Genomic DNA, 21,111 nt, shown 5'->3' with positions numbered 1-21,111 from the left:
TAATCGGCTTTAATCCGCTTCTAATCGTCTTGCCGGGCGCATCTTGAGTCGTTTTTATCGGAACATCGGCAGTTGGCTGGGATTGCTCGCGATCCTGATGGCCACGCTCGCTCCGACGATTTCGCAAACGCTCGCCGCTCGCGCAGATCGAGGGGCGATGGCGGATGAGCATTGCGACATGGTGTCGATGGATTCCATGCAATCGATGCACGCCATGCCGCAGATGGGCTCGATGTCGTCCATGCGCGACGCCACCGACGACGCCCCTCAAGCCTCCACCCCAACCAGCGACTCCGCCACCAAGCACACGCAAATGTCCGATGGCGACGCCTGCGGCTATTGCAGCCTGCTCGCTCACCTGCCGGTCATGCCCGGCGTCGAGACGCTCTTCGTCGCCGCCGTGCGCACTCGCCAGCACGTCGTCGCAACACGCTTCAAGAGCGTCCGCCGCGTCGAACCGCTTACCTTCGCGCAGCCTCGCGCACCTCCGTTCATCGCCTGATTCGAGTCCTCGTCGCCCGTTGCGCCCATGCGCAGCGCGGCTGCCGCCGCACGTCCGTTCGGGCGTGCGCGCCGTCGTTGTCACGACCCATGAAACAGGATGAACCATGCAGAAACAATCAGTCCGCTGCGCTCGCACGCTGCGCGCGGCATCGCTCGTTGCGGCCGGTATCGCGCTATGCGCGCCGTCGCTGGCGAATGCCCACGCGATTGCGGGCGACCGCGTCTTTCCGTCGACGATGTCCGTCGACGACCCCGGTGTCGGCGACGAAGCCAACTTCGAGTACGGCCATCAGCGTGTACCCGGCGACGACGGCGATCAGAGCATCAACACCTTCGACGTCGAATACGACAAGCTGATCACGCCGCGCCTCGCGGTATCCATCGACGGCACTTATCCGATGCAGAACAATCCGCGGGCCCGCGGATTCGACAACTTCGGCGTCGGGCTGAAGTACCTGCTGTATGTCAACGATGCGCACGAATTCATGACGTCGATCGGTGTGGATGCCGAACTCGGCGGCACTGGCAGCCGTGCGATTGCCGATAATTTCTCGACGATTTCGCCGACTGTCTATGCCGGCAAGGGCATGGGCGATCTGCCGGATTCGCTCGCGTACCTGCGGCCGGTCGCGATCACCGCCGAGGCCGGTCCGGCGCTCACCACCGGCGCAGGTCAGCCGAACGCGTTCAACTACGGCGTGACGGTGCAGTACAGCCTGCCGTATCTGCAGCAGCATGTGCACGACGTCGGGTTGCCGCAGCCGCTCGCGAGCCTGATTCCGCTGGTCGAAATTCCGTTGTCGAGAAGCCAGGGGCAGACCACCGGCACGGTCAATCCCGGCTTTATCTGGATGAACCGTTACGGGCAGTTCGGCGTCGAGGCGCAGATTCCGGTCAATCGCGCGAGCGGGTCGCACGTGGGCATCCTGGTGCAGGCGCATATCTTCCTCGACGACATCGCGCCGACGACGATCGGCAAACCGCTATTCCAGTGAACGAGGAGAGAGACGATGAAAACGAAGCATTTTTCGAACGATGCCGGTTTGCGTGGCATCGCGAAACTGACGACGCTGCTGGCGGGACTCGCGCTGGCGGGTGCTGCCTGCGCGCATGTGTTTCCGCAGAAGCAGGAGCCCGGTGCGGGGTCGACGGTCACGTCGCCCGCTCAGGTTCGCGTGATGTTCGACGGGCCGCTGGAACCGGCCTTCAGTTCGCTGACCGTCACCGATGCCAGCGGCAAGCAGGTGAACACCGCGAAATCCTCAGTCGATGATCACGAGGCGGCGTTGATCACGGTGCCCTTGCCGACGCTGGCAGCGGGCCGTTATCAGGTGCACTGGGTGGCGGTTGCGTCGGACGGGCATCGCACGCATGGCGACTATTCGTTCAACGTGAAGTAACACGGGATGCGGAGATGCGCCGCGCCGCTCGCCGTGTTCAGGGCGACGGCGCGGCGAGTTGGCTCATTGCGTATCGGCGGCCTTGCCGTCAGCCGCCGCTCGGCTTTTCACATGATCGATGAATGCGCGCAGCTTCGGCATCATCTGCCGCCGGTCCGGATAGTAGAGAAACACCCCCGGAATCACGGGTGCGAACGGTTCCAGCACCTGCATCAGTTTCCTCGCCCGCAATCCTTCGGCGGCCAGCGGTTCGGGTAGTTGGGCGAGACCCATGCCTTCGATCGCCGCACCGAGCATCGTGGGAAAGTCATTGGCGATCAGCGGGCCCGCTACGGCGATCTCGATCGTGCGGCCCTGGTCGTTGAACGACCATAGCGCGAGCGCGCCGCCGGATCGCCGCCATCGCAGGCACGCGTGCTGGCGAAGTTCGTCGGTGTGAGCCGGCAGACCGCGTGCCGCCAGATAAGCCGGACTGCCCACGACGATCAGACGAAGCGGCGGCGTCAACGGGATCGCGACCATATCGGCGTCGACGAACTGGCCGAGCCGGATTCCGGCGTCAAATCCTTGCGCGGCAAGATCGATCAGTTCCTTGCTGGCGGCGATCTCCACTTCGACTTCGGGATAAGCGGCGCAAAACGAGGCGATCAGCGGTTCCAGCAGGATCGGCACCACCGCACGCGGCACCGAAAGACGCAACAGGCCGGTGGGCCGCTGACCGAATCCGCGCGCCACCTCGCTGGCGGCGACCAGCTCGTCGAACGCCGGTTTTGCGTGCGCCAGAAACCGTTCGCCCGCTTCGGTCAGGCCGACGCTGCGTGTGGTCCGTATGAAGAGCGTGGCGCCGATGCGCGCTTCGAGGACACGCACCGTTTGACTGACCGCCGACGGCGTCACGCCGAGTTCTGCGGCGGCTTGTCGGAAGCTGCGATGCCGGGCCACGCTGAGGAACACTTCCACGCCGTCGAGCGCGCCTTGCCTGACTGTGAAGTTCTGCTTCATAGCCCGTCAACATTGTGATGAATAGTCGGTCGCGAGAGGCCATGGTACACCTATGCCTGTAGCCGGAGAGTCGCGCCAGGCAGGCTCGCAAGGCCGTTAAGACCGGTGAGGAAACTCACGGACAAAACTTGCGGTGAGCGATGGATGTGCGTGATACGCCCAACCGAGAGGCCCGACCGATGTGCCGGATCAGCCTGATGCGCCTGACATCGCGCCAACTGCCCCCGATGCACCGCATCTATCCCGCGACAGGAGCCAGCATGCCACCCGAACTTATCTTTCTATCGCATCTCGTTCTGGGATACCTCGCGTGGCTGCTCTGCCTGCGCACGTACATCTGGCCCAGGCTCAAATCGATGGATCCGTTCGAAGCGCATCGCGCCATCGCCACTTTGCACAGCTTCCGGTTCTTCGGGCTGGTATTCGTTCTGCCGGGCGTGGTCGGCGCGCATCTGCCGGGCAGTTTCGCCGGGCCCGCCGCATACGGCGATTTCGCAACCGGCGTTCTGGCGCTGCTGGCGCTCCTCACCGCACGGATGCCGCGCATCTTCTGGCTGTTCGTCGTCGCGTTCAATGTGGTCGGCGCAGGCGAACTGATGCTCGACTACTACCACGCGATCCAGGCCGATCTGCCGGCGCGCGCGGGAGAGTTGGGCGCGATGTACGCGATCGTGATCATCTACGTGCCGCTGCTGATGCTGACGCACGGCGCCGCCTTCTATCTGCTGCTGCGCTCGCGCTCCCGGACAGCGCAACACTACGGATCGCTCCACAAGGGGTGAGCGCTGCTTTACACCGTTTTATTTATCTCCTAAAGTAGAGTTAATTCTACTGAAGGTGGATTTCATAAAGGGGTCGATGTCATGGCAGAAACGCTTGAGATGTCCAAGAAGGACCTGATCGAACTGGCCGAGCGCAGGCTCGACGCCGACGTGCGCGAAGGCAACTGGAGTGTGTCCGAAAAACTGGCGCTGACCTGCCGCATTCTGTTCGACGGCGGTCATGATTCGGGTCTTGCCGGGCAGATCACCTCCCGCGCCGAAGCGGGCACGTTCTACACGCAGCGGCTCGGCCTCGGCTTCGACGAGATTGCGCCGTCCAACCTGATCAAAGTGGACGAAGACTTGCAGGTGGTGTCCGGCGAGGGCATTCCGAACCCTGCTAACCGTTTTCATACGTGGATCTACCGGGCGCGGCCCGAGATCAACTGCATCATCCATACGCATCCGCCGTACATCTCGGCCTTGTCGATGCTCGAAGTGCCGCTCGCGGTGTCGCATATGGACACCAGTCCGCTGTTCGACGATTGCGCGTTCCTCGAAAAATGGCCTGGCGTGCCGGTCGGCAACGAAGAAGGCGAGATCATTTCGGCGGCGCTCGGCGACAAACGCGCGATCCTGCTCGCGCATCACGGTCAACTGGTGGTCGGTAAAACCATCGAGGAAGCCTGCATGCTCGCGCTGTTGATGGAACGGGCGGCGCGCCTGCAATTGCTGGCCATGGCGGCGGGCACCATCAAGCCCTTGCCTCAGATGCTGGCGGTCGAAGCGCACGACTGGGTCTCCACGATCAAACGCGACATGGTGACCTTCGCGTACTACGCCCGGCGTGCTCAACGCAATCACCCGGATTGCCTCGCGGCGTGAGGTCATGGCGTAATCTCATGATGTGATTCAATGCCGCGCGCGCGTAACGCTATAAAATCACGGGATTCAAACGAACGCGAATTCGACTGTGATAAAAAGCAAAACCGGCGCGCGGCATCCTGCCAGTTCAACCAGTCAGACGGCGCAGGACGATACTGTCCCCGTCGACCACGACAATGCTCCGGTTGCGGCAGACAGCGCCGCAGCAGCGACCCCCGCAACTCACGCGACCAATGCCGCGCTCGGCGACGAATTGCGCCGTCAGCGCAAGCTCAAAAGCATGTCGCTCGACGATCTGGCCAGCGCGTCCGGCGTCAGCCGCGCGATGATCTCGAAGATCGAACGCGCTCAGTCTTCACCTTCAACGTCGATTCTCTCCAAACTCGTCGATGCACTCGACACGACGGTCGCCCGCCTGCTCGGTCAGGAAGTGCGTCAGCACGATGTCGTCGTGATGCGGCACGACCAGCAAACGGTGCTGGTCGATCCCGATACGGGTTTCTCGCGGCGCGTCCTTTCGCCGATCCTGCCAGGCCGCGGCCTCGATTTCGTGATGGCGGAAATGCCGTCGAAATCGGATACGGGGCCGCTGGTGGCGCATACGTTGCCGGTCGAGGAATACGTGTACGTGTTGTCGGGCTCGCTTATTGTGACGATCGGCGATACCCGCACCGTGCTCAATGCGACGGATTCGCTGTACTACCGCGCCGACGCGCCGCATCGTTTCGAAAACACCGGACGCAGCGTCTGCAAGTATCTGATCATCATCAATCCGGTTCGTAGCTGAAGCGTCTCGGCGATGCAAAGAGCGGTATCCGGCACACGGGAGAACTCGTGGCCGGATACGGTTCCAACGTAGATCAGAAAGGCGCGGCCACTCAGTTCCGCAACGGCTCATGCGCGGTTTCAGGCGCGTGCCACGCAGCGAGCAACGTGATGCACGCCGTGCCGATCAGCAGGATCGATACCGGCCACGTCGCGCCGCCCGCCCAGTTCATCAGCAACGTAGCGACGAGCGGCGTCAATCCGCCGGATATCGCGCCGCCCAGCTGGAAGCCGAGCGATGCGCCGCTGTAGCGCAGACGCGTCGGGAACAGTTCCGACACCCATGCTGCTTCCGGGCCGAACATGATCCCTTGTCCGAGGCTGACCGCGATCGCGATGGTCAGTGCAATCGTGGTGGGATCGCGGCTATCTAGCAGATGGAACAGCGGAAACGCGAACACGATCGAAAATACGCAGCCGGTGAAGAACATGGTGCGTCGTCCGTACAGATCGGATAGCCAGCCGAACAACGGAATCGTCACGAGTTCGAGCGCGGCCGCCCAGAGCAGGCCGTTCAGAATCACGCTCTTCGGCAGGCCCAGATGAACCGTCACGTAGCTGATGGTCACGATGGTCGCGACGCTGACCCACGCGATCTCCGAAATTTTCAGGCCGACTGCCACCAGGAAGGTCCGGCGGTGGTTGGCGAGAATCTCGAAGAACGGCACCTTGGCGAGCTTTTCCGGTTGGGCGACGCGTTCGAACGCGGGGCTTTCGGCGACACGAAGGCGGATCACGATTCCCGCCACCGCGAACAGGATGCTGATCAGAAAGGGCAGACGCCAGCCCCACGACAGGAAGTCCGCTTGCGGTAGCCACGCCATCATCGAAAACACGCCGGTGGAGACGATCACGCCGACCGGATAGCCGAGTTGCACCAGACTGCCGAACAGTCCGCGCCGATTCGGCGGCGCGTGTTCGACGGCCATCAGGATCGAGCCGCCCCATTCGCCGCCGATCCCGAGACCCTGCGTGAAGCGCAGCACGATCAGCAGCGCGGGCGCCCACAAGCCGATCTGCGCATACGTCGGCAGACAGCCGATCAGAAACGTGCCGACGCCCATGATCGCGAGCGTCAACGACAGCATCGCCTTGCGTCCGAGCCGGTCGCCGAAGTGGCCGAACACGATGCCGCCCAGCGGTCGCGCGACATAGCCGACCGCATAGGTGCCGAATGCCGCGATCGTGCCGACCAGCGGATTGGCCGCTGGAAAGAACAGCTTGTTGAAGACCAGCGCGGAGGCAATCGCGTACACGACGAAGTCGTACCACTCGAAGATCGATCCGATCACGCTGGCGATCAGCACGCGCCGTCGTTCGTGATGGAGATGCTGCGACGCGGGTGTTGCGACTGCCGGCGGCGCGTCGGCCGTGATTTGACTCATGGTGGCTCCCTGTAACGATGGTAGAGGCGATTCTCTTAAAGTAGAGCAACGTCCATGCCATTTGAGAGGGGCCGTGGTTATGTTCCCGGCGAAAAGGAAGGTGGTGAGGGAGGGTGAAAGCCGTACGAATGGGGTTGGCGGGGGATTTGTCAGCTTCTCGTGGAGGAGAAAAAAGACGGGGTTGCTGCGTTTGGGACGCGGCGAGGACGAGCGGTGGAGCAGGGATGCGGTGTGGTTTGAAAGACTTCGAGGGCGCGTTTTTGTGCAGCGATGCACCGTCACGTTTCATCGCACCAGTGCGTGACATAAATTCCACTATCGTGGAGGGCGTCGATTATGGTTCGTGGACAGGACCGGCACGCAGTTTCAGATAACGATTGAAATGCAACTAACCGTCAGGTCGATCGTATTCACCGAAAACGCTGCTCCGCAGCGTTCTGGTCTTCAGGCGAAGAGGGTCCGATAAAAGGGTGCGGCGGCATACCCGCACCCCGACAACAGATCGTTATCTTCAGTTCACGTCAGAATCAGAACGAGACAAACCCTCAAAACGGAAACACCCGCTGCCCCATCTGCACCGTGACCCACTTCAGCTCGGTCATTTCCTCCATCGAATAACGGCCGCCTTCACGGCCGCTGCCGCTCATTTTCGTGCCGCCAAACGGCACATGCGGTTCATCGGACACCGTCGTGTCGTTGATATGAACCATGCCGGCTTCGATCCGCAACGCGAGATCGAACGCTTTCTGCAGATCGTTGGTGATCACGCCCGCCGACAATCCGTACGACGTATCGTTGGCGACGTGCAACGCCTCCTCGGAGTCGGCCACGCGAATCAGCGAGGTGACCGGGCCGAAACTCTCGTCGTCGTAGATCGTCATCGCGGACGTGACATCGGCGAGAACGGTGGGATCGTAGAAGTTCTCGCGATGCGTGCCGCCCATCAGCAGGCGCGCGCCTTTCGACACGGCGTCTTCCACCTGCGCGTCGATCACGCCGCATTGCGAGCGGCGGATCAGCGGTCCGATGACCGTATTCGGATCGCGCGGATCGCCGACCTGATACGTCTTCGCCCGCGCGACGAAGGCTTCCGCGAACGCGTCGTACACCGGTGCTTCGACAACGATCCGCGAATTCGCCATGCACACCTGGCCCTGATGAAAGAAGATGCCGAAGCAGGCGGCGCGCACTGCGTAGTCGAGGTCGGCGTCGCGCAACACGATCAGTGGATTCTTGCCGCCCAGTTCCAGCGTGACCTTTTTCATCTGCTTCGCCGCTTCGACCGCCAGGTGTCGGCCCACACGCGTCGAACCCGTGAACGTCAGCATCCGCACGCGCGGATCGGTGAGCAGCACGTCGCCGACTTCATCGGCGGGACCGGGCACCACGTTCAGCACGCCGGGCGGCAAGCCGCCGCGCTCGAACAGTTCGGCGATTTTCAGGCCCGTCACCGGCGTTTCTTCAGATGGCTTCAGCACGAACGTATTGCCCGCCGCGAGCGCGAGCACGACCTTTTTCATCGCCAGCCAGAACGGTGCGTTGAATGGCGCGATTCCGGCGATCACGCCAAGCGGACGGCGCAGCGTGAAGCCGAGTTGTCCCTGCATGCTATGCGGCAGCGTCTCGCCGAACACATGCCGTGCATCGCCCGCCGCGCTGCGCAGCAGGTCGATGCCGCTCATCACTTCGAACATCGCTTTCGGATAGGTCGAACCGGACTCTTCGATCAGCACGTCGCGCACGTCGTCGGCCATGGCGGCCAGCGCATCGGCGCAGGCCAGCAGAATATCCGCGCGCTTCGACACGACCATGTTCGCCCACATGTCTTTCGCCCGATGCGCGGCATCGACCGCGCGCATTGCGTCGGCGCGGGTCGCCTGATGCACGTTTGCAAACTGCTCGCCGGTTGCCGGGTTGTAGTCGGGCCGCGTCTGGCCGTCGGACCCGGCGACCCATTGCCCGTCGATAAACAGTTTGCCTTCGCGGATCACGCGCGCGGCGGTATCGGTTGTCATGATGATGCGGCTCCAGAGAGGAAACAGCGGTTGACGTGCGGAAGAGCTAAAAGAAGGCGGCGCGCAAGCCCCGGATCTATTCGACAGGCGCGCTGTCTTTCCAGCGCGCCATCAGCGTGTTCGACGGCAGTTTTTCGTTCATCAGCTTGCGCGCCGCTTCGGCGCCGGACACCGGCAATCCAGCCGGATCGAGCAGTCCGATCTGCACGAGCACGCTCGCCTGATCCCAGTAGATGTGCTCGTTGTAGAGCTTCGGTCCGCGAAAACCGACCACCACGAGCATCGGAATTTCGACGTAGCGGCCGGTCGGCGCGACGCCGGGCAACAGCCAGTCGATTTCGCGATCGTGCGTGAAACACAGGATGAATTCGTCGACCATCCGGTCCACGCCGACCACGCGCGAGATCGGCACCATCTTCGTGTCGGCGGGATTGTTGTGGATGAAATGGTTCGCGTAAAAGCGCTTGAGTTCGGTATAACCGGTGCCACCGGTCATCGTCGGCACGTGGTTGACGTACGGTTGCGGCACCATCGTCTGCATCGTCGCTTCGGGATCGCGCGCGGCGAATTCGAGGTAGAAGTGATGATCGGCGATCGCGCTCAGGTCGTAGTCCGGCCCCAACGTCTTGCGGAATACGTCGAGACTGCGCGTATGCGCGGGCATCGCGGCGCTCTTGACGAAGGTCGGGCCGCTACGGTTGAACGCGTGGCCGGCTTCGGGATAGACGTGGAGTTTGACGTTCGGCTTGTCGCCGAGCGCCGCCTTGATTGCCGCAACGGCCGCAGGCGGATTCATCGGATCGGTTTCGCCGAAGTGCAACGCGAGCGGACAGGTGATCTCTGCCGCGAGATCGAGTGCATCCTGAATGCCGACGCCGTAATAGCCGACCGCGCAATCGACACCGCATTGCGCCGCCGCCAGATACGCAAGCTTGCCGCCGAGGCAGAAGCCGAGCGCGCCCACCGCACCGGTCGATTCCGGCATCGAGCGCGCAAATTGCACCGTCGCGCGAATATCGCCAATGGCGCGCGCAACGTCGAAGCGCTTGTAGTAATCGAATGCTTTCGCGTGATCGGCTTCGCTATAGCCAAGTTCGATGTTCGGCTCGAACTGGTGGAACAGATCCGGCGCAAGCACGACATAGCCTTCGCTCGCGTACAGGTCCGCGACTTCACGCATCTCGGCATTGATGCCGAAAATCTCCTGCAGCAGCACGATGACCGGACCGCTGCCCGTATCCGGCAACGCGAGCCAGGCATCGAACTGCGAGCCGTTCGACGTGATCTTGATCTGCTGCGACATGGGTGTCTCCTTCGGGGACGTTCTTTCTGAATGGGACGAAACGTGTGTGTGATGCCGTGTCAATCGGCAGGCTGAAGACGCGCGAACCAGTCGCGCGGCGACACGCCCTGGTCGGGTCCGAGAATCGAAAAACCACCGTCGACCGGAATATCGACGCCGGTAATCCACGACGCGTCGGCCGAGCAGAGGAATGCGACCACCTGCGCGATTTCGTGTCCACGCCCGACGCGCCCGAGTGGATGCAGTGCCTCGCCGACCTTGTCGGCGGTATCGATCGAGCCGTGCGCGAGTTGTTCGAGCGACGGCGACCAGGTCCATGCAGGCGACACCGTGACCGCCCGAATGCCGTCGGGCGCGAGCGTTACCGCGAGATTGCGCGTGAACTGCTGCAACGCCGCTTTCGACGCCGGATACAGCGCGCGTCCCGCCGCGCCGAACTTGCCGCCGGTGCTGCCCAGATTGACGATCACGCCGCCGCGCGACAGATGCGGCGCGGCCTTCTGCGCGAAGATCGCGGCGGACACCAGGTTCACATTCAGCAGATGCGTCCATTGCTCGCGCGTCGACGCGAGGCCGGAATCGGCATACGTGCAAGCGTTATTGACCAGAAAGTCGAGCCGTCCGAAACGGCGCAACGTCACGTCGATTGCGCGGTCGATCTGCGCGTCGTCGGTGATATCGGTCTCGATGAAACAGGCGGCGTCGCCGAGCGAATCGGCGACGGCCCGGCCCGTGGGTGCGTCGAGTCCGAGGATCGTTACCGAGGCGCCCGCCGCGACGAGCCCGCGCGCGATGTCGGCGCCGAGCCCTTGCGTGCTGCCGCTGACAATCGCGACTTTACCGGCCAGCCGGCCATGCAATCGGGTGGAAGCGGGCGCGTTCATGCGGGGTCCTCCCGTCGCGCGAGCGCCGTGTCGACGCTGCCGATTTCCGCCAGCAGACGCATGCTGTCGAGCGACGCTTCGTGAGTTCGCGTATCGGCCGCCGCGCAGGCATCGGCGGCGACCGTTGCTTCATAGCCGAGATCGACGGCATGACGCACCGTCATTTCGACGACCGAATGCGTCGCCACGCCCGCCACGATCAGGTGACGCACGCCGAGTTTCAGCAGCAACTGTTCGAGCGGCGTGCCGATAAAAGCGCTGGTCCGCCGATGCCGGATCACGAACTCGTTCGCGCGGGTTTCATCGGGGCCGAGTCCGTCGTAAAACGACGCGCCCCATGTGCCTTCCTGCACCGCGCCGAGTTCCGCGGTCTTGCGGAAAATCCAGCAGTTCTGCACGAGGTCGGCATAGTCCGGACGAAATGCGATGCGCACGTGAATCAGCGGCAGGTGCATGCGTCGCGCGCCGTCGAGCAGCTTCTTCGCCGCATCGATGACACGTTCGCGCGCCGGGTCCGCCGCCGCGAGGCCGACGCGAATCCTGCCGTCCGGATGCAGCACGTCGTTCTGATAGTGCAGCGCGAGCACGGCGGTGCGCTGCAACGGGGGCGTGGAAATCGCCGTCATCAGACGAACACTTCCAGATTCGCGAAGGCGTCGGCGGCATTGATCAGGTCCACGCGCTTCAGGTAGATCTGCCAGCCGCCGTTGTCCTGGGCGACGAGTTTGTGCGTCGTGAGTCCGGCGAGCTGACGCTGGCCGTTGCGCCATTCGGTCAGACTGAACGTGGAATGGACGATCAGCCGACCGGCTTGGTCGGTGCCGTCGATCATCACGTTGCCGATCACGCGAGCGGTGCGCGTGACCGGTTGTTGCGACCAGTTGCGCGGATTCGTGATGCGGCGCACGCGTACTTCGCGCAATGTCGCGTCTTCCCAGAACAGCGAAATGTGGTCGCGTGCATTGGTCTGCTCTGGATCATGCGGCATCCAGTACATACCGTCGGCGGTCCAGAGATCGAGCCACGCGTCGAAGGCGCGCGTGTCGAGCAAACGCGCTTCGCGAAACAGAAACTGCTCGACATCAACGCGCAACGTATCAGTCACGCGAACTGGATTCGCAACCTGGGTAGAGAGGTCGAAAGTCGTGTCGAACAACATCATGCAGCTCCCTGGTTTCCGGCGATCTCGTTGAGCATGAAGCGCTTCCACGCGACAAACTGATTGCGCATGGGCAACTCGCTGGTGCCGTTGATCGACACCATGCCGTTCTCGACCGCGCGATCGGTGCCTGCATAGCGGTGCATGCTGATCCAGTCGCCGCCGTTGGTCTGGTTGCCCTGCTGGCAACGCGCATACACTTCGACGTCGTCGGGCATCACGTTCGACGACGGCGAATTGATCACGTTCGCGTAGGTCATTGCGCGTTCGAATACCGAGTCGGGCGCGCCCTTGAGTTTGAATATCTGGATTTCGACCAGGGTCCGGTCCACCGCGAGTGGACGGATCACGCGAAACTGCTGGAACACGGTATGCGGCGATCCGCTGCCGTAGATCACCGTGTTATGCCGGTTCATGCCGAGAATGTCGCGTGCGCGGGTTTCGCCATACGCTTCGGTCAGCGCCGCGAAATGCGCGCTCGAGACCGGATCGCGTTCGGCGGCGGCCGGATCGAAAATGCCTTCCATGTAGCCGTGGCCGTTTTCATACGCGCGCAGTTCGAGCTTTTCCCAGAACTCGTACGGCTCGCCGTTGCCTTCCATGATCAACAGTTCGAAGGGCAGTGAGCCTTGCGCCTCGGCCTGCGAACGCGCGGACACCACCGACGATTCGTGCGTGACCGGCGCATGCATCGTGTCGTGGAGGTTCTCGTAAAACACCTTCCAGTTCGAGCGTTGCAGCACGCGGAACACACCGCCCGCCACTTCGACTTCGCCGACCGGCGAGCGGTCGCACAGGTTGTCGATCGACGACGCGACGCCGTTCAGGAACTCGGCCAGCTCCGGTCCTTTTTTCGACTGGCTCGCGAACACGAAGCCGCGATACACGCCGACGCGCGCCACCTTGCGCATCGAAAAATCCGGATGCTTCGGATCGAAGCAGGTGTTTTGCAGGCCGTTTTTCAGCGGCGCCGACAGGTGCGTGCCGTCGAGCCTGAAGGTCCACGCGTGATACGGACAGCGAAAGAACTTGCCGGTCGAGCCGTCGCCGTCGGCGACGACTTTCGCACCTTTGTGCGGACAGCGGTTGTAGACGACGTGAATCTGTCCGTCGCCCGCGCGCACCATGACGACGTCCTGATCGCCGAGGAGCGTGGTGTGATAGTCGCCGGGATTCTTCACCTGGCTTTCATGGCCGACGTAGATCCACGCCTGACCATAAATACGCTGCATTTCAAGCTCGAAAATCTGCGGGTCGGTGTAGACGCGTTTATGCACGCTGTCCGGGCGCACCAGGCTCGCGAGGGTCTCGTTGCTGAGGCTCATTCGGCTTCCTTGAATGGGGAGAGGTTTACAGGTCGAGCACGAGCCGCGACGATGTCGCGCGTGACACGCACGGGCAGAAGTCGCCGCGTTCGCGGTCCTGCTCCGACAGACAGATATCGCGGTGATCCGGCGTGCCGTCGATCACCTGGGTCGTGCAGACACCGCAGTCGCCACGCCGGCAGTCGAATAGCGGATCGAGTCCGGCGTCGATCATCGCGTCGAGCACGGTTTTTCCTGCGGCTACGTTCAAGCTAAGGTTGCTGGCTTTCAGCACGACTTCGAAGGCGGTGTCCCCGGTGCTGTCCTGATTGGCGGTGAAGAGTTCGCTGTGAACTTGCGCAGCGGGCCAGCCGAGCGCGTCCGCTTGAGCCAGCACCGCGTCGATCAGCGGACGCGGCCCGCAAACATACAGATGACGCCCGGCTTGCGGCGCACCGATCGTCGTCGCGAGCGGCATGCCGTTGCGTGGATCGCCGCCGTCGAGCCAGCAGGTCGCGGTGGGCATTGCGAGCACGTCGTCGCGGTAGGCCATGGTCGCGGCTTCGCGGGCGGCGTAGTGGAGCGCATAGGCGGTCCCGGCGGCATCCAGCGCGCGTGCCATGGCAAGGATCGGCGTGATGCCGATGCCGCCGGCGATCAGCAGCGCATCCTGAGTGGCCGGGTCGAGTGGAAAGTCGTTGCGCGGTACGCCGATCTCCAGTTCCGCGCCTGGTTCCAGTTCATGCACCCAGCGCGAACCGCCGCTGCTCGTGGCTTCCAGTTGCACGGCGATTTCGTAGTGGTCCGTGTGAGCGGGCGCGTTGACGAGCGAGTACGCACGGCGCTGCGTGCGTCCGTCGATCGGCACATGCAGGCCGATATGCGCGCCTGCGCTGAAGGCGGGAAGCGGTGCGCCGTCGGCGGCGACCAGCAGCAGGCGCCGTATCGTCGGCGTCAGCGCGTCGATACGCGCAACGCGCATGCGCAGCGTTGTCATCCTGGAACTCCTTCGATTGCATTGCGGGGTCGATCCAGACGACTGTAGGGCAGCGCATTGGCGGTCTATAGCCGTTGATCGCAGCGAATGTCCAGAATGCGCAGCTTTATCGCGCGGGAGGAGGCGAATGCGGGAAGGAGGGGGGCGTAACAGGGGGAAATAAAGCGGCGATGCGCGCGAACGCGCGTCGCGATCGCCAACCGGGAATCAGGACGGCGGCCTAAACGCCGCGCTGCTGCGCGTTGCGCAACGTGTCGGACGGCGCTTCGCCGAATTTCTCCCGATACACGCTTGCGAAGCGGCCGAGATTCACGAAGCCGCAACTCAGTGCGATATCGGCTACGCGGTCGGCGTCGCCGGCACGCATCAGCCTGTCGCGGGCACGTTCGATACGCGCCTCGCGCACCAGTTGCATCGGGCTGACATCGCGAAAGCGGCGGAAACTGTGCAGCAGCGTGCGCACCGGCACACCTGCGGCATTGGCGATATCGGACAGCGTCAGCGGCTCGCACGCATGTTCGCCGATGTACGCCTCGGCGCGCCGAACGGTACGCGGCAGCAGCACCGATGTCTGCGTCCGTTCCTGACTGTGATGCGGTTGCCCGGCCAGCAGAAGCATCACCAGCAGCCGCTCGATTTCAACTGCAACACGGCGGTCGCGCTGCGCCAATGAAACCGTCTCAGGCGACCCGGCCAGCAGCCGCAATTGCGCGAGCCACGGCGCGAGTTCGGGGCGCGCCAGATCGATGGTCGGCTCCATCTGCAGATGCTCGAAACCGGAATGCGCGAGCATCGCCTGCTTGTCGATGCGGACGAAAAACTGTTCGCAATCGCCGGAAAAGGTGCCCCCGAAGCGCGTCGACGGCCCGACCACCACGCCCTGCGATTGCGCGGCGATCAGCCGCCGCGAACCGACCGACACGTCCGCATAGCCACTCAGCGTCAGGATCACGAGGTAGTAGTCGCCCAGTTCGCCCGCCTCGACGCTCATCGCGCCCGCGTAGCCGAGCGAGCCGAAGGCCAGGTTTTCGAGCCGCGCGTAGTTCATGTACGCCGAGTGGCCGGGCCGCGCCGGACCCGGCATCAGCCGATGCGGTTGCAGCACGGCCGCAATGCGCTGACGCGTGTCGTCGACGTCCGTGGATTCGAAATAGCGGTATTTGCGCAGGGCCGTCGGCTCGATCTGCAGGGAAACGGGCAGCATCAGATGGGCACTCGTCAACAGGTTGTGGGGAGCGAGGCATGTGCAAAATGACGGTCCTTCGCACACGGGTCCCGATGATGACGGTCACCTTACCCTGTTTATCCGCGTCAAAAAACGGGAGTTTGCCGGATTGCATGCGTGGGGCATGCCTGATGTGCCTATGTGCATGACGTGCATGACGTGCATGACGTGCATGACGTGCATAACGTGCGTCGTTCGACGCGTGACAGGCGAGGCGGAAGATCCGCCCCGCGCGGCAGCGGCCACGGCGCTACGGACTGTGACCGCCGACGCTCAGTCCGCGCTGCCTTCCTCGGCGAGCGACGAGGGCTCATCCAGCAAGGGCGGCGATTTCAACTGGGATGCCGCCTCGACGAACTGCTCGGCCGGCATCGGGCGTCCGAGCAGAAAGCCTTGCAGCGTATCGCAGCCCAGGCTGGTCAGAAAGGTTTGCTGCATCGGCGTCTCGACGCCTTCCGCGACGATATTGAGCTTCAGGGTCCGGCCGAGCGCCACGATCGCCGAGACGATCGCCGCGTCCTCGCTGTCGCGGGCCATGTCGCGGATAAACCCGCGGTCGATCTTGAGTTCGCTCGCGGGCAGCCGTTTCAGATACAGCAGGCTCGAATAGCCGGTACCGAAATCGTCGATGGAAATACGCACGCCCATTGCATGGAGTTGCATCAGGATCGCGAGACTCGCCTCGACGTTATGCATCGCGGTCGTTTCGGTAATTTCCAGCGTCAGGCAGGCGGGTTCGAGCGAATGGCGCAGCAGCGTTTGCCTGACCGTTTCGACGAGATGCGCGTGATTGAACTGCAGCGGCGAAAGATTCACGGCCACCGTCCAGTTGGTGTTGCCGGCGTCGTGCCACGCGCGCATCTGCCGGCACGCCTCGTTGAGCACCCACTCGCCGATGGGCACGATCAGCCCGCTTTTCTCCGCGAGCGGAATGAACTGATCGGGCGGGATCAGTCCGCGCGTCGGGTGCTCCCAGCGCAGCAGTGCCTCTGCGCCGACGAGCGGTCCATTGGGCGCGTCGAACTTGGGCTGGTAGTGGAGGATCAGTTGTCCGCGCGTCAGGGCGAGCCGCAGATCCTGCACGATCTGCAACTGTTCGTGAACGTTGGCGTTCATCGATGTCTCGAAAAAGCAGTAGGCGTCGCGTCCCAGTGCTTTTGCGTGATACATGGCCGCATCCGCGTTGCTCATCAGATCGTGTTGCTGCGCGCCGTTGCCCGGATAGATCGCGATGCCGATGCTCATCGACACGCACAACTCGTGTTCGTCGGTATGGATCGGCTCGCGAATTACCGTCATCAATGCTTCCGCCAGCGTGGCCGCGTCCGCGGGTTCGTCGATGCCGGCCAGCACGACGAATTCGTCGCCGCCCAGCCGCGCGACGGTGTCCTGCCTGCGGACCTGAGCGCCGATGCGGCGCGCCACCTCGAGCAGCAGCAGGTCGCCCGCATGATGTCCGAACGCGTCGTTCACCGCCTTGAAGCCGTCCAGGTCCATGAACAACAGAGCGAAGCTGCCGCTACTGCGATCGGATGCCTGGATGGCCTGACTCAAACGGTCTTCGAGCATCAGGCGGTTCGGCAGTTTGGTCAGGCTGTCGTGCAGCGCCAGGTAGGTCAGCTCCTGGTTTGCCTTGGCGAGTGAACTCGCGAGAACCGAGGTGCGCGCCTCCAGCCGCAAATCCAGAACCGAGATGATGAGCGCGATCGCCAGCACGGCCAGCGTGATGATAATGACGACCACGGCCAGCCAGCCGGTGCTGACGCCGGTTCGCGCCGCGCCGCAGATGCTGCCGTACGGAAAGCGCGCGGCGGCCATGCCGGTGTAATGCATGCCCGCGATCGTAAAGCCCATCACGACCGCCGCGCCCGCCCGCAACGACCACACCCGCGAACCTTCGCGGCGCAAGCGGTAGGCAATCCAGAGCGCGGCTCCCGACGCCCCGATGGCAATGGCAATCGAAAGCGCGAAGAGTCCCGGCTTGTATTGAATCGCGGGCGTCATGTGCATGGCCGCCATACCGGTGTAGTGCATGCCGGCGATGGCCGACCCCATCAGCAACGCGCCGACGAACAGACGCGACCACGGCAAGGTCTTCTGCGAGACGAGCCATAAGGCCAGCGTCGAGGACGCGATGGCGAGTAGCAGCGACAGCCCGGTGATCTCGGGATCGTAGCCAAGCGGAACGGGCAGGCGGAAAGCCAGCATGGCCACGAAATGCATTGACCAGATGCCCAGCCCCATCGAGCACGCTCCGCCCGCGAGCCACCAGTGAGCGGCCCGCCCCGTAGCCGTGGTGATGCGCCCAGCCATGTCGAGCGCTGTGTAAGACGCGAGGATCGCTACCAGTAGCGACCAGAGAACGAGTAACGGGTTGTATGTGCCGGACAGCATTCAATCATTCCTTGCTTGCTTGTATCGACGCGAATTGACGGTCACTGCCGCCCGGCGCCCTCGACCTCGAACATGAACCGCCTGACCAGGACCGAACGCCGGTCCCGGCGCGACGATTCGCCGATACCCATTACCGGCGGCTCACGCGGTCCTGCGCTGCGCGAGAACAAAACTGCCGACGACTTCTTTCAGCCGTGTCGCCTGATCCTTCAGGCTTTCGGTCGCCGCCGCACTTTGCTCGACCAGCGCCGCATTCTGCTGCGTGACGTTGTCGAGTTGATTCATGGCCACGCTGACCTGGGTGATGCCCGAGGTCTGCTGCTCGCTCGCCACGGAAATCGTGCCGATCAGTTCGCTCACGCGGCTCGCCTGGTGTACGAGTTCTTCGATGCTGCCGCCGGTTTCGTGAACGAGGTCGACGCCCACGTCCACCCGCTTGCGGCTGTCGTCGATCAGGTCCTTGATTTCTTTCGCGGCGGTCGCCGAGCGTTGGGCGAGCATGCGCACCTCGGCGGCGACGACGCTGAAGCCCCGGCCCTGATCTTTGGCGCGCGCTGCCTCGACCGCCGCATTGAGCGCGAGGATGTTGGTCTGGAACGCGATACTGTCGACCACCGAACTGATCACGCCGATCCGTTCCGACGACTGCGAAATCTCGTTCATCGTCGCCACCACCCGGCCGACGGCCTTGCCGCCGTCGAGCGCCGCAGACGAGGCCGAACGTGCCACCAGAGACGCCTGCTCCGCCGTCTGGGCCGTGTCGGTGACGGAGCCTGTGAGGCGCTCCATCGATTCCGCTGTCTGCTGAAGGCTGTTCGCCTGTTCCGAAGTTCTCTGGCTCAGATAGTTGTTGCCGATCACGATTTCGGACGACGCATTCTCGATCGACGACGTCGCCACGCTGACCTCGCGGATCGCTTCACCGATATTCAGGACGGCGCGTTTCAACGCGCGGGCGGTCGGCGCCTCAACGTGGATATTCTCGACGTCGAGGCAGATCAACTCGCCCTGATCGACCGCCCGTACGAGGGACAGCAAGTCTGATGCTTCGACCGCGGCCTGATTCAACTTCCGCGCAAGGTAGACCTCGATGGCCGTTTGCCCGACCACATAGCCTGCGTGCAGGATCACGACCAGAATATTGGGTTGCGTGGTGCAGTAGACGTTGAAGCTGAGCGCCTGAAGCCGGTCGAACACCAGATGATGGATAGCGAAGAGCGCGGCCGCCAGCACGAGCACCCGCCAGTCCCGGTACACGAGCAATAGCCCGAGAAGAACGAATACGCCGAAATGAAATTCGGTTGTGCCGCGTCCCAGCTGGATGTGCAGCGCAACGAGACACACGTTGCAGACAGTCAATACCGCGCGTGCGGCGAATGAACCTCGCAATAAACAGAACGCAAGGCTGGCGGCAGCGATAACGACAGCGCCGATAATGATCGCAACCTGCAGATCGCCATAGTACTGGCCGATTGCCAGTGCGACTAATGTGGACGCAAGCGCGGTGTAATACATGACGACATCGCCTGATCGATTAACAGTGATCAGAGCGAGATCGCGATGCAGGATATCTGCATGAACTTTCATTGCTGCTATTTCTCTCCAGGCAAACCGTTGGCAAAACCCGACGGATAACCGGTGCAATGTTCTTGCCGATCGCGATGACAGCGGGATTAACCGTTGTTTGCAGATTGTTGCCCGGTTGTTCTGACGAATTCGCATATTGCGGATCGGCGCAACCCGGGGAAGCTGGCACAGGTCAAATCAGTTAACGACCATGTAAAAGTATTCTTAATAGATATTTGTCGATTATTTTTCTGCCCGAATGACGAGAGCAGGGAGATCTGATAATCCGTTTCACCGTGACTTCAGTTTCTCGGTAACTGGATTAACTTGGAGGTACTCGCCATACAGGATCGGGCGAATCGGTTCTAATCGCGTGTGGCAAAAAATTACTTTTCCTTTCAAGAGTCACGCGAGAAAGGGTAATAAATCGTTCTTTATGTTTGAAATCAATCTCTTGAGTTTTTATGTCCCCGGTTTGGAAGCGGGGTTTAACCCGGCGCACATTCGGCGAGCAATCCGGTCTTACGCTTTTGCTTGCGGCTTGACGACTGCATCGGCAGAAGTCGGCTTATCCGCCGGTCATGAACCTGAAAGATGCCTGACGAGCGCTTTCTCCGCGCGCGCCATCCCGTTCAGATCGCGCATGCAGATCAGCAACTGCCGCGTGGCCCAGTTGTCTGTCAGTTCGATGACGCGAATGCCCAGGGTGCCGCGATACCGCTTCGCCGCCGTGGCCGGGACAATGGCCACACCCGCGCCCTGTTCGACCATGCAGCAGACGCTGTCGAACGTGCGCACGTGGGTGCGAAAACTCAACGCCTGACCGGCGAGCAGCGCCCGTTCTCCCAGATACGTCTGCAATGCGCTTTCCGTATCGAGACCAATGAATTCCCGATCCACCACCTCGGACAGCGTCACGCGACGGCGCGTCGCGAGCACGTCGTCGCGGCTTGTGATCAACACCAGTTTGTCGACGGCAAAGGGCAATGTGTGCAGCGCGCCATGATCGACCGCATCGGAAATGATGCCGATCTCGGCCGCGCCGCCAAGCACCGCCTTGACCGTTTCCGTGCTTTGCCGCTCCTTCATGTCGATCTGCACATTCGGGTGATCGCGCAGAAACACCGCGATCGCGGACGGCAAAAACTCCGTCATCGCCGCGGTATTGGTCCACAGGCGGATGCACGCCTTGCGTCCCTCCTGATGTTCGCCCAACTCGCCCTGCATGCGCTCGATCTGCCCGAGCACCAGCCGTGCGTGATGCGCGAGCGTGTCGCCGGTCGGCGTGGACTCGACACCGCGCCGACCGCGTTCGAGCAGCGGCATGCCCAGCGCGTCTTCCATGCCGCGTAACCGGGCGCTCGCGGACGGCAGCGACATGTTCGCGCGCGAGGCGCCGTGGGTAATGCTGCCGGTATCGAGAATATGCAGGAACAGCCGGAGATCGATGAGATCGAAGCGCATGTATAACCGTTGTAAATGAAAGCGAACGCGGCCATGCC

General features: G+C 62.7%; 19 protein-coding genes. 6 read left to right on the top strand and 13 right to left on the bottom strand.

Features of this window, described 5'->3' with window-relative positions:
* Positions 1-97: 97 nt before the first annotated feature.
* The 3 genes from BLS41_RS09585 (at position 98) to BLS41_RS09575 (ending at position 1,904) form a co-directional block, all read left to right on the top strand.
* Complete coding sequence (locus tag BLS41_RS09585) at positions 98-502, top strand: DUF2946 domain-containing protein (RefSeq protein ID WP_436971997.1); 405 nt, start codon at positions 98-100, stop codon at positions 500-502.
* A gap of 106 nt (positions 503-608) precedes the next feature.
* On the top strand, positions 609-1,499 hold the full coding sequence (locus tag BLS41_RS09580) for a hypothetical protein (protein WP_074764085.1): 891 nt from the start codon (positions 609-611) through the stop codon (positions 1,497-1,499).
* A 15-nt stretch (positions 1,500-1,514) separates the two neighbouring features.
* Positions 1,515-1,904 (top strand): copper resistance CopC family protein, encoded by a 390-nt coding sequence (locus BLS41_RS09575; protein WP_074764084.1) that lies wholly within the window; start codon positions 1,515-1,517, stop codon positions 1,902-1,904.
* 63 nt (positions 1,905-1,967) lie between these two features.
* Here BLS41_RS09575 and BLS41_RS09570 read toward each other — a convergent pair whose 3' ends face one another.
* Positions 1,968-2,906: a LysR family transcriptional regulator gene (locus BLS41_RS09570; RefSeq protein WP_074764083.1), complete on the bottom strand. Its 939-nt coding sequence runs from the start codon at positions 2,904-2,906 to the stop codon at positions 1,968-1,970.
* 260 nt (positions 2,907-3,166) lie between these two features.
* Here BLS41_RS09570 and BLS41_RS09565 point away from each other — a divergent pair, with 260 nt between their 5' ends.
* The 3 genes from BLS41_RS09565 to BLS41_RS09555 all read left to right on the top strand — a co-directional run bounded on the left by BLS41_RS09565 (position 3,167) and on the right by BLS41_RS09555 (position 5,339).
* A complete protein-coding gene (locus tag BLS41_RS09565) occupies positions 3,167-3,688 on the top strand; it encodes a hypothetical protein (protein WP_074766429.1) in 522 nt (173 codons plus the stop codon).
* 81 nt (positions 3,689-3,769) lie between these two features.
* On the top strand, positions 3,770-4,552 hold the full coding sequence (locus BLS41_RS09560) for an aldolase (RefSeq protein WP_074764082.1): 783 nt from the start codon (positions 3,770-3,772) through the stop codon (positions 4,550-4,552).
* 88 nt (positions 4,553-4,640) lie between these two features.
* Positions 4,641-5,339, top strand: coding sequence for a helix-turn-helix domain-containing protein (locus BLS41_RS09555; RefSeq protein ID WP_083379949.1), 699 nt, complete (start codon positions 4,641-4,643; stop codon positions 5,337-5,339).
* 91 nt (positions 5,340-5,430) lie between these two features.
* On the opposite strand, the gene BLS41_RS09550 is transcribed toward BLS41_RS09555, so the two are convergent.
* From BLS41_RS09550 to BLS41_RS09495, 12 genes are all read right to left on the bottom strand, one after another.
* Positions 5,431-6,762, bottom strand: coding sequence for an MFS transporter (locus BLS41_RS09550; RefSeq protein ID WP_074764081.1), 1,332 nt, complete (start codon positions 6,760-6,762; stop codon positions 5,431-5,433).
* A gap of 545 nt (positions 6,763-7,307) precedes the next feature.
* A complete protein-coding gene (locus tag BLS41_RS09545) occupies positions 7,308-8,777 on the bottom strand; it encodes an aldehyde dehydrogenase family protein (protein WP_216350608.1) in 1,470 nt (489 codons plus the stop codon).
* A gap of 76 nt (positions 8,778-8,853) precedes the next feature.
* Entirely contained in the window at positions 8,854-10,080 is a 1,227-nt protein-coding gene (locus BLS41_RS09540) for a dienelactone hydrolase family protein (protein WP_074764080.1), read from the bottom strand.
* Positions 10,081-10,139: 59 nt separating this feature from the next.
* The gene (locus tag BLS41_RS09535) at positions 10,140-10,964 is read right to left on the bottom strand and encodes an SDR family oxidoreductase (RefSeq protein WP_074764079.1); all 825 of its coding nucleotides are present in this window, start codon (positions 10,962-10,964) and stop codon (positions 10,140-10,142) included.
* Positions 10,961-11,590, bottom strand: coding sequence for a cysteine hydrolase family protein (locus BLS41_RS09530; RefSeq protein WP_074764078.1), 630 nt, complete (start codon positions 11,588-11,590; stop codon positions 10,961-10,963). Before BLS41_RS09530 ends, BLS41_RS09535 begins: the two co-directional genes overlap by 4 nt.
* Positions 11,590-12,123, bottom strand: coding sequence for an aromatic-ring-hydroxylating dioxygenase subunit beta (locus tag BLS41_RS09525; RefSeq protein ID WP_074764077.1), 534 nt, complete (start codon positions 12,121-12,123; stop codon positions 11,590-11,592). Before BLS41_RS09525 ends, BLS41_RS09530 begins: the two co-directional genes overlap by 1 nt.
* Positions 12,123-13,448 carry an aromatic ring-hydroxylating dioxygenase subunit alpha gene (locus BLS41_RS09520; protein WP_074764076.1) on the bottom strand — a complete coding sequence of 442 codons (1,326 nt, stop codon included), beginning with the start codon at positions 13,446-13,448 and terminating at the stop codon, positions 12,123-12,125. Before BLS41_RS09520 ends, BLS41_RS09525 begins: the two co-directional genes overlap by 1 nt.
* Positions 13,449-13,473: 25 nt before the next feature.
* Positions 13,474-14,424 carry a PDR/VanB family oxidoreductase gene (locus BLS41_RS09515; protein WP_074764075.1) on the bottom strand — a complete coding sequence of 317 codons (951 nt, stop codon included), beginning with the start codon at positions 14,422-14,424 and terminating at the stop codon, positions 13,474-13,476.
* Between the two features lie 220 nt (positions 14,425-14,644).
* Positions 14,645-15,628, bottom strand: a complete 984-nt coding sequence (gene andR / locus BLS41_RS09510) for an anthranilate 1,2-dioxygenase regulatory protein AndR (RefSeq protein WP_074764074.1) — start codon at positions 15,626-15,628, stop codon at positions 14,645-14,647.
* 294 nt (positions 15,629-15,922) lie between these two features.
* Positions 15,923-18,043, bottom strand: coding sequence for a putative bifunctional diguanylate cyclase/phosphodiesterase (locus tag BLS41_RS09505; protein ID WP_074764073.1), 2,121 nt, complete (start codon positions 18,041-18,043; stop codon positions 15,923-15,925).
* Positions 18,044-18,184: 141 nt separating this feature from the next.
* The gene (locus BLS41_RS09500) at positions 18,185-19,630 is read right to left on the bottom strand and encodes a methyl-accepting chemotaxis protein (protein WP_143026237.1); all 1,446 of its coding nucleotides are present in this window, start codon (positions 19,628-19,630) and stop codon (positions 18,185-18,187) included.
* Positions 19,631-20,188: 558 nt separating this feature from the next.
* Positions 20,189-21,073: a LysR family transcriptional regulator gene (locus BLS41_RS09495; RefSeq protein ID WP_074764072.1), complete on the bottom strand. Its 885-nt coding sequence runs from the start codon at positions 21,071-21,073 to the stop codon at positions 20,189-20,191.
* Positions 21,074-21,111 lie beyond the last annotated feature (38 nt).

Source organism: Paraburkholderia fungorum (assembly GCF_900099835.1).
GTDB classification, from domain to species: Bacteria; Pseudomonadota; Gammaproteobacteria; order Burkholderiales; family Burkholderiaceae; genus Paraburkholderia; species Paraburkholderia fungorum_A.
Note: the sequence above shows the minus strand (reverse complement) of the source record. Positions and strands in the feature narration are given on the sequence as shown.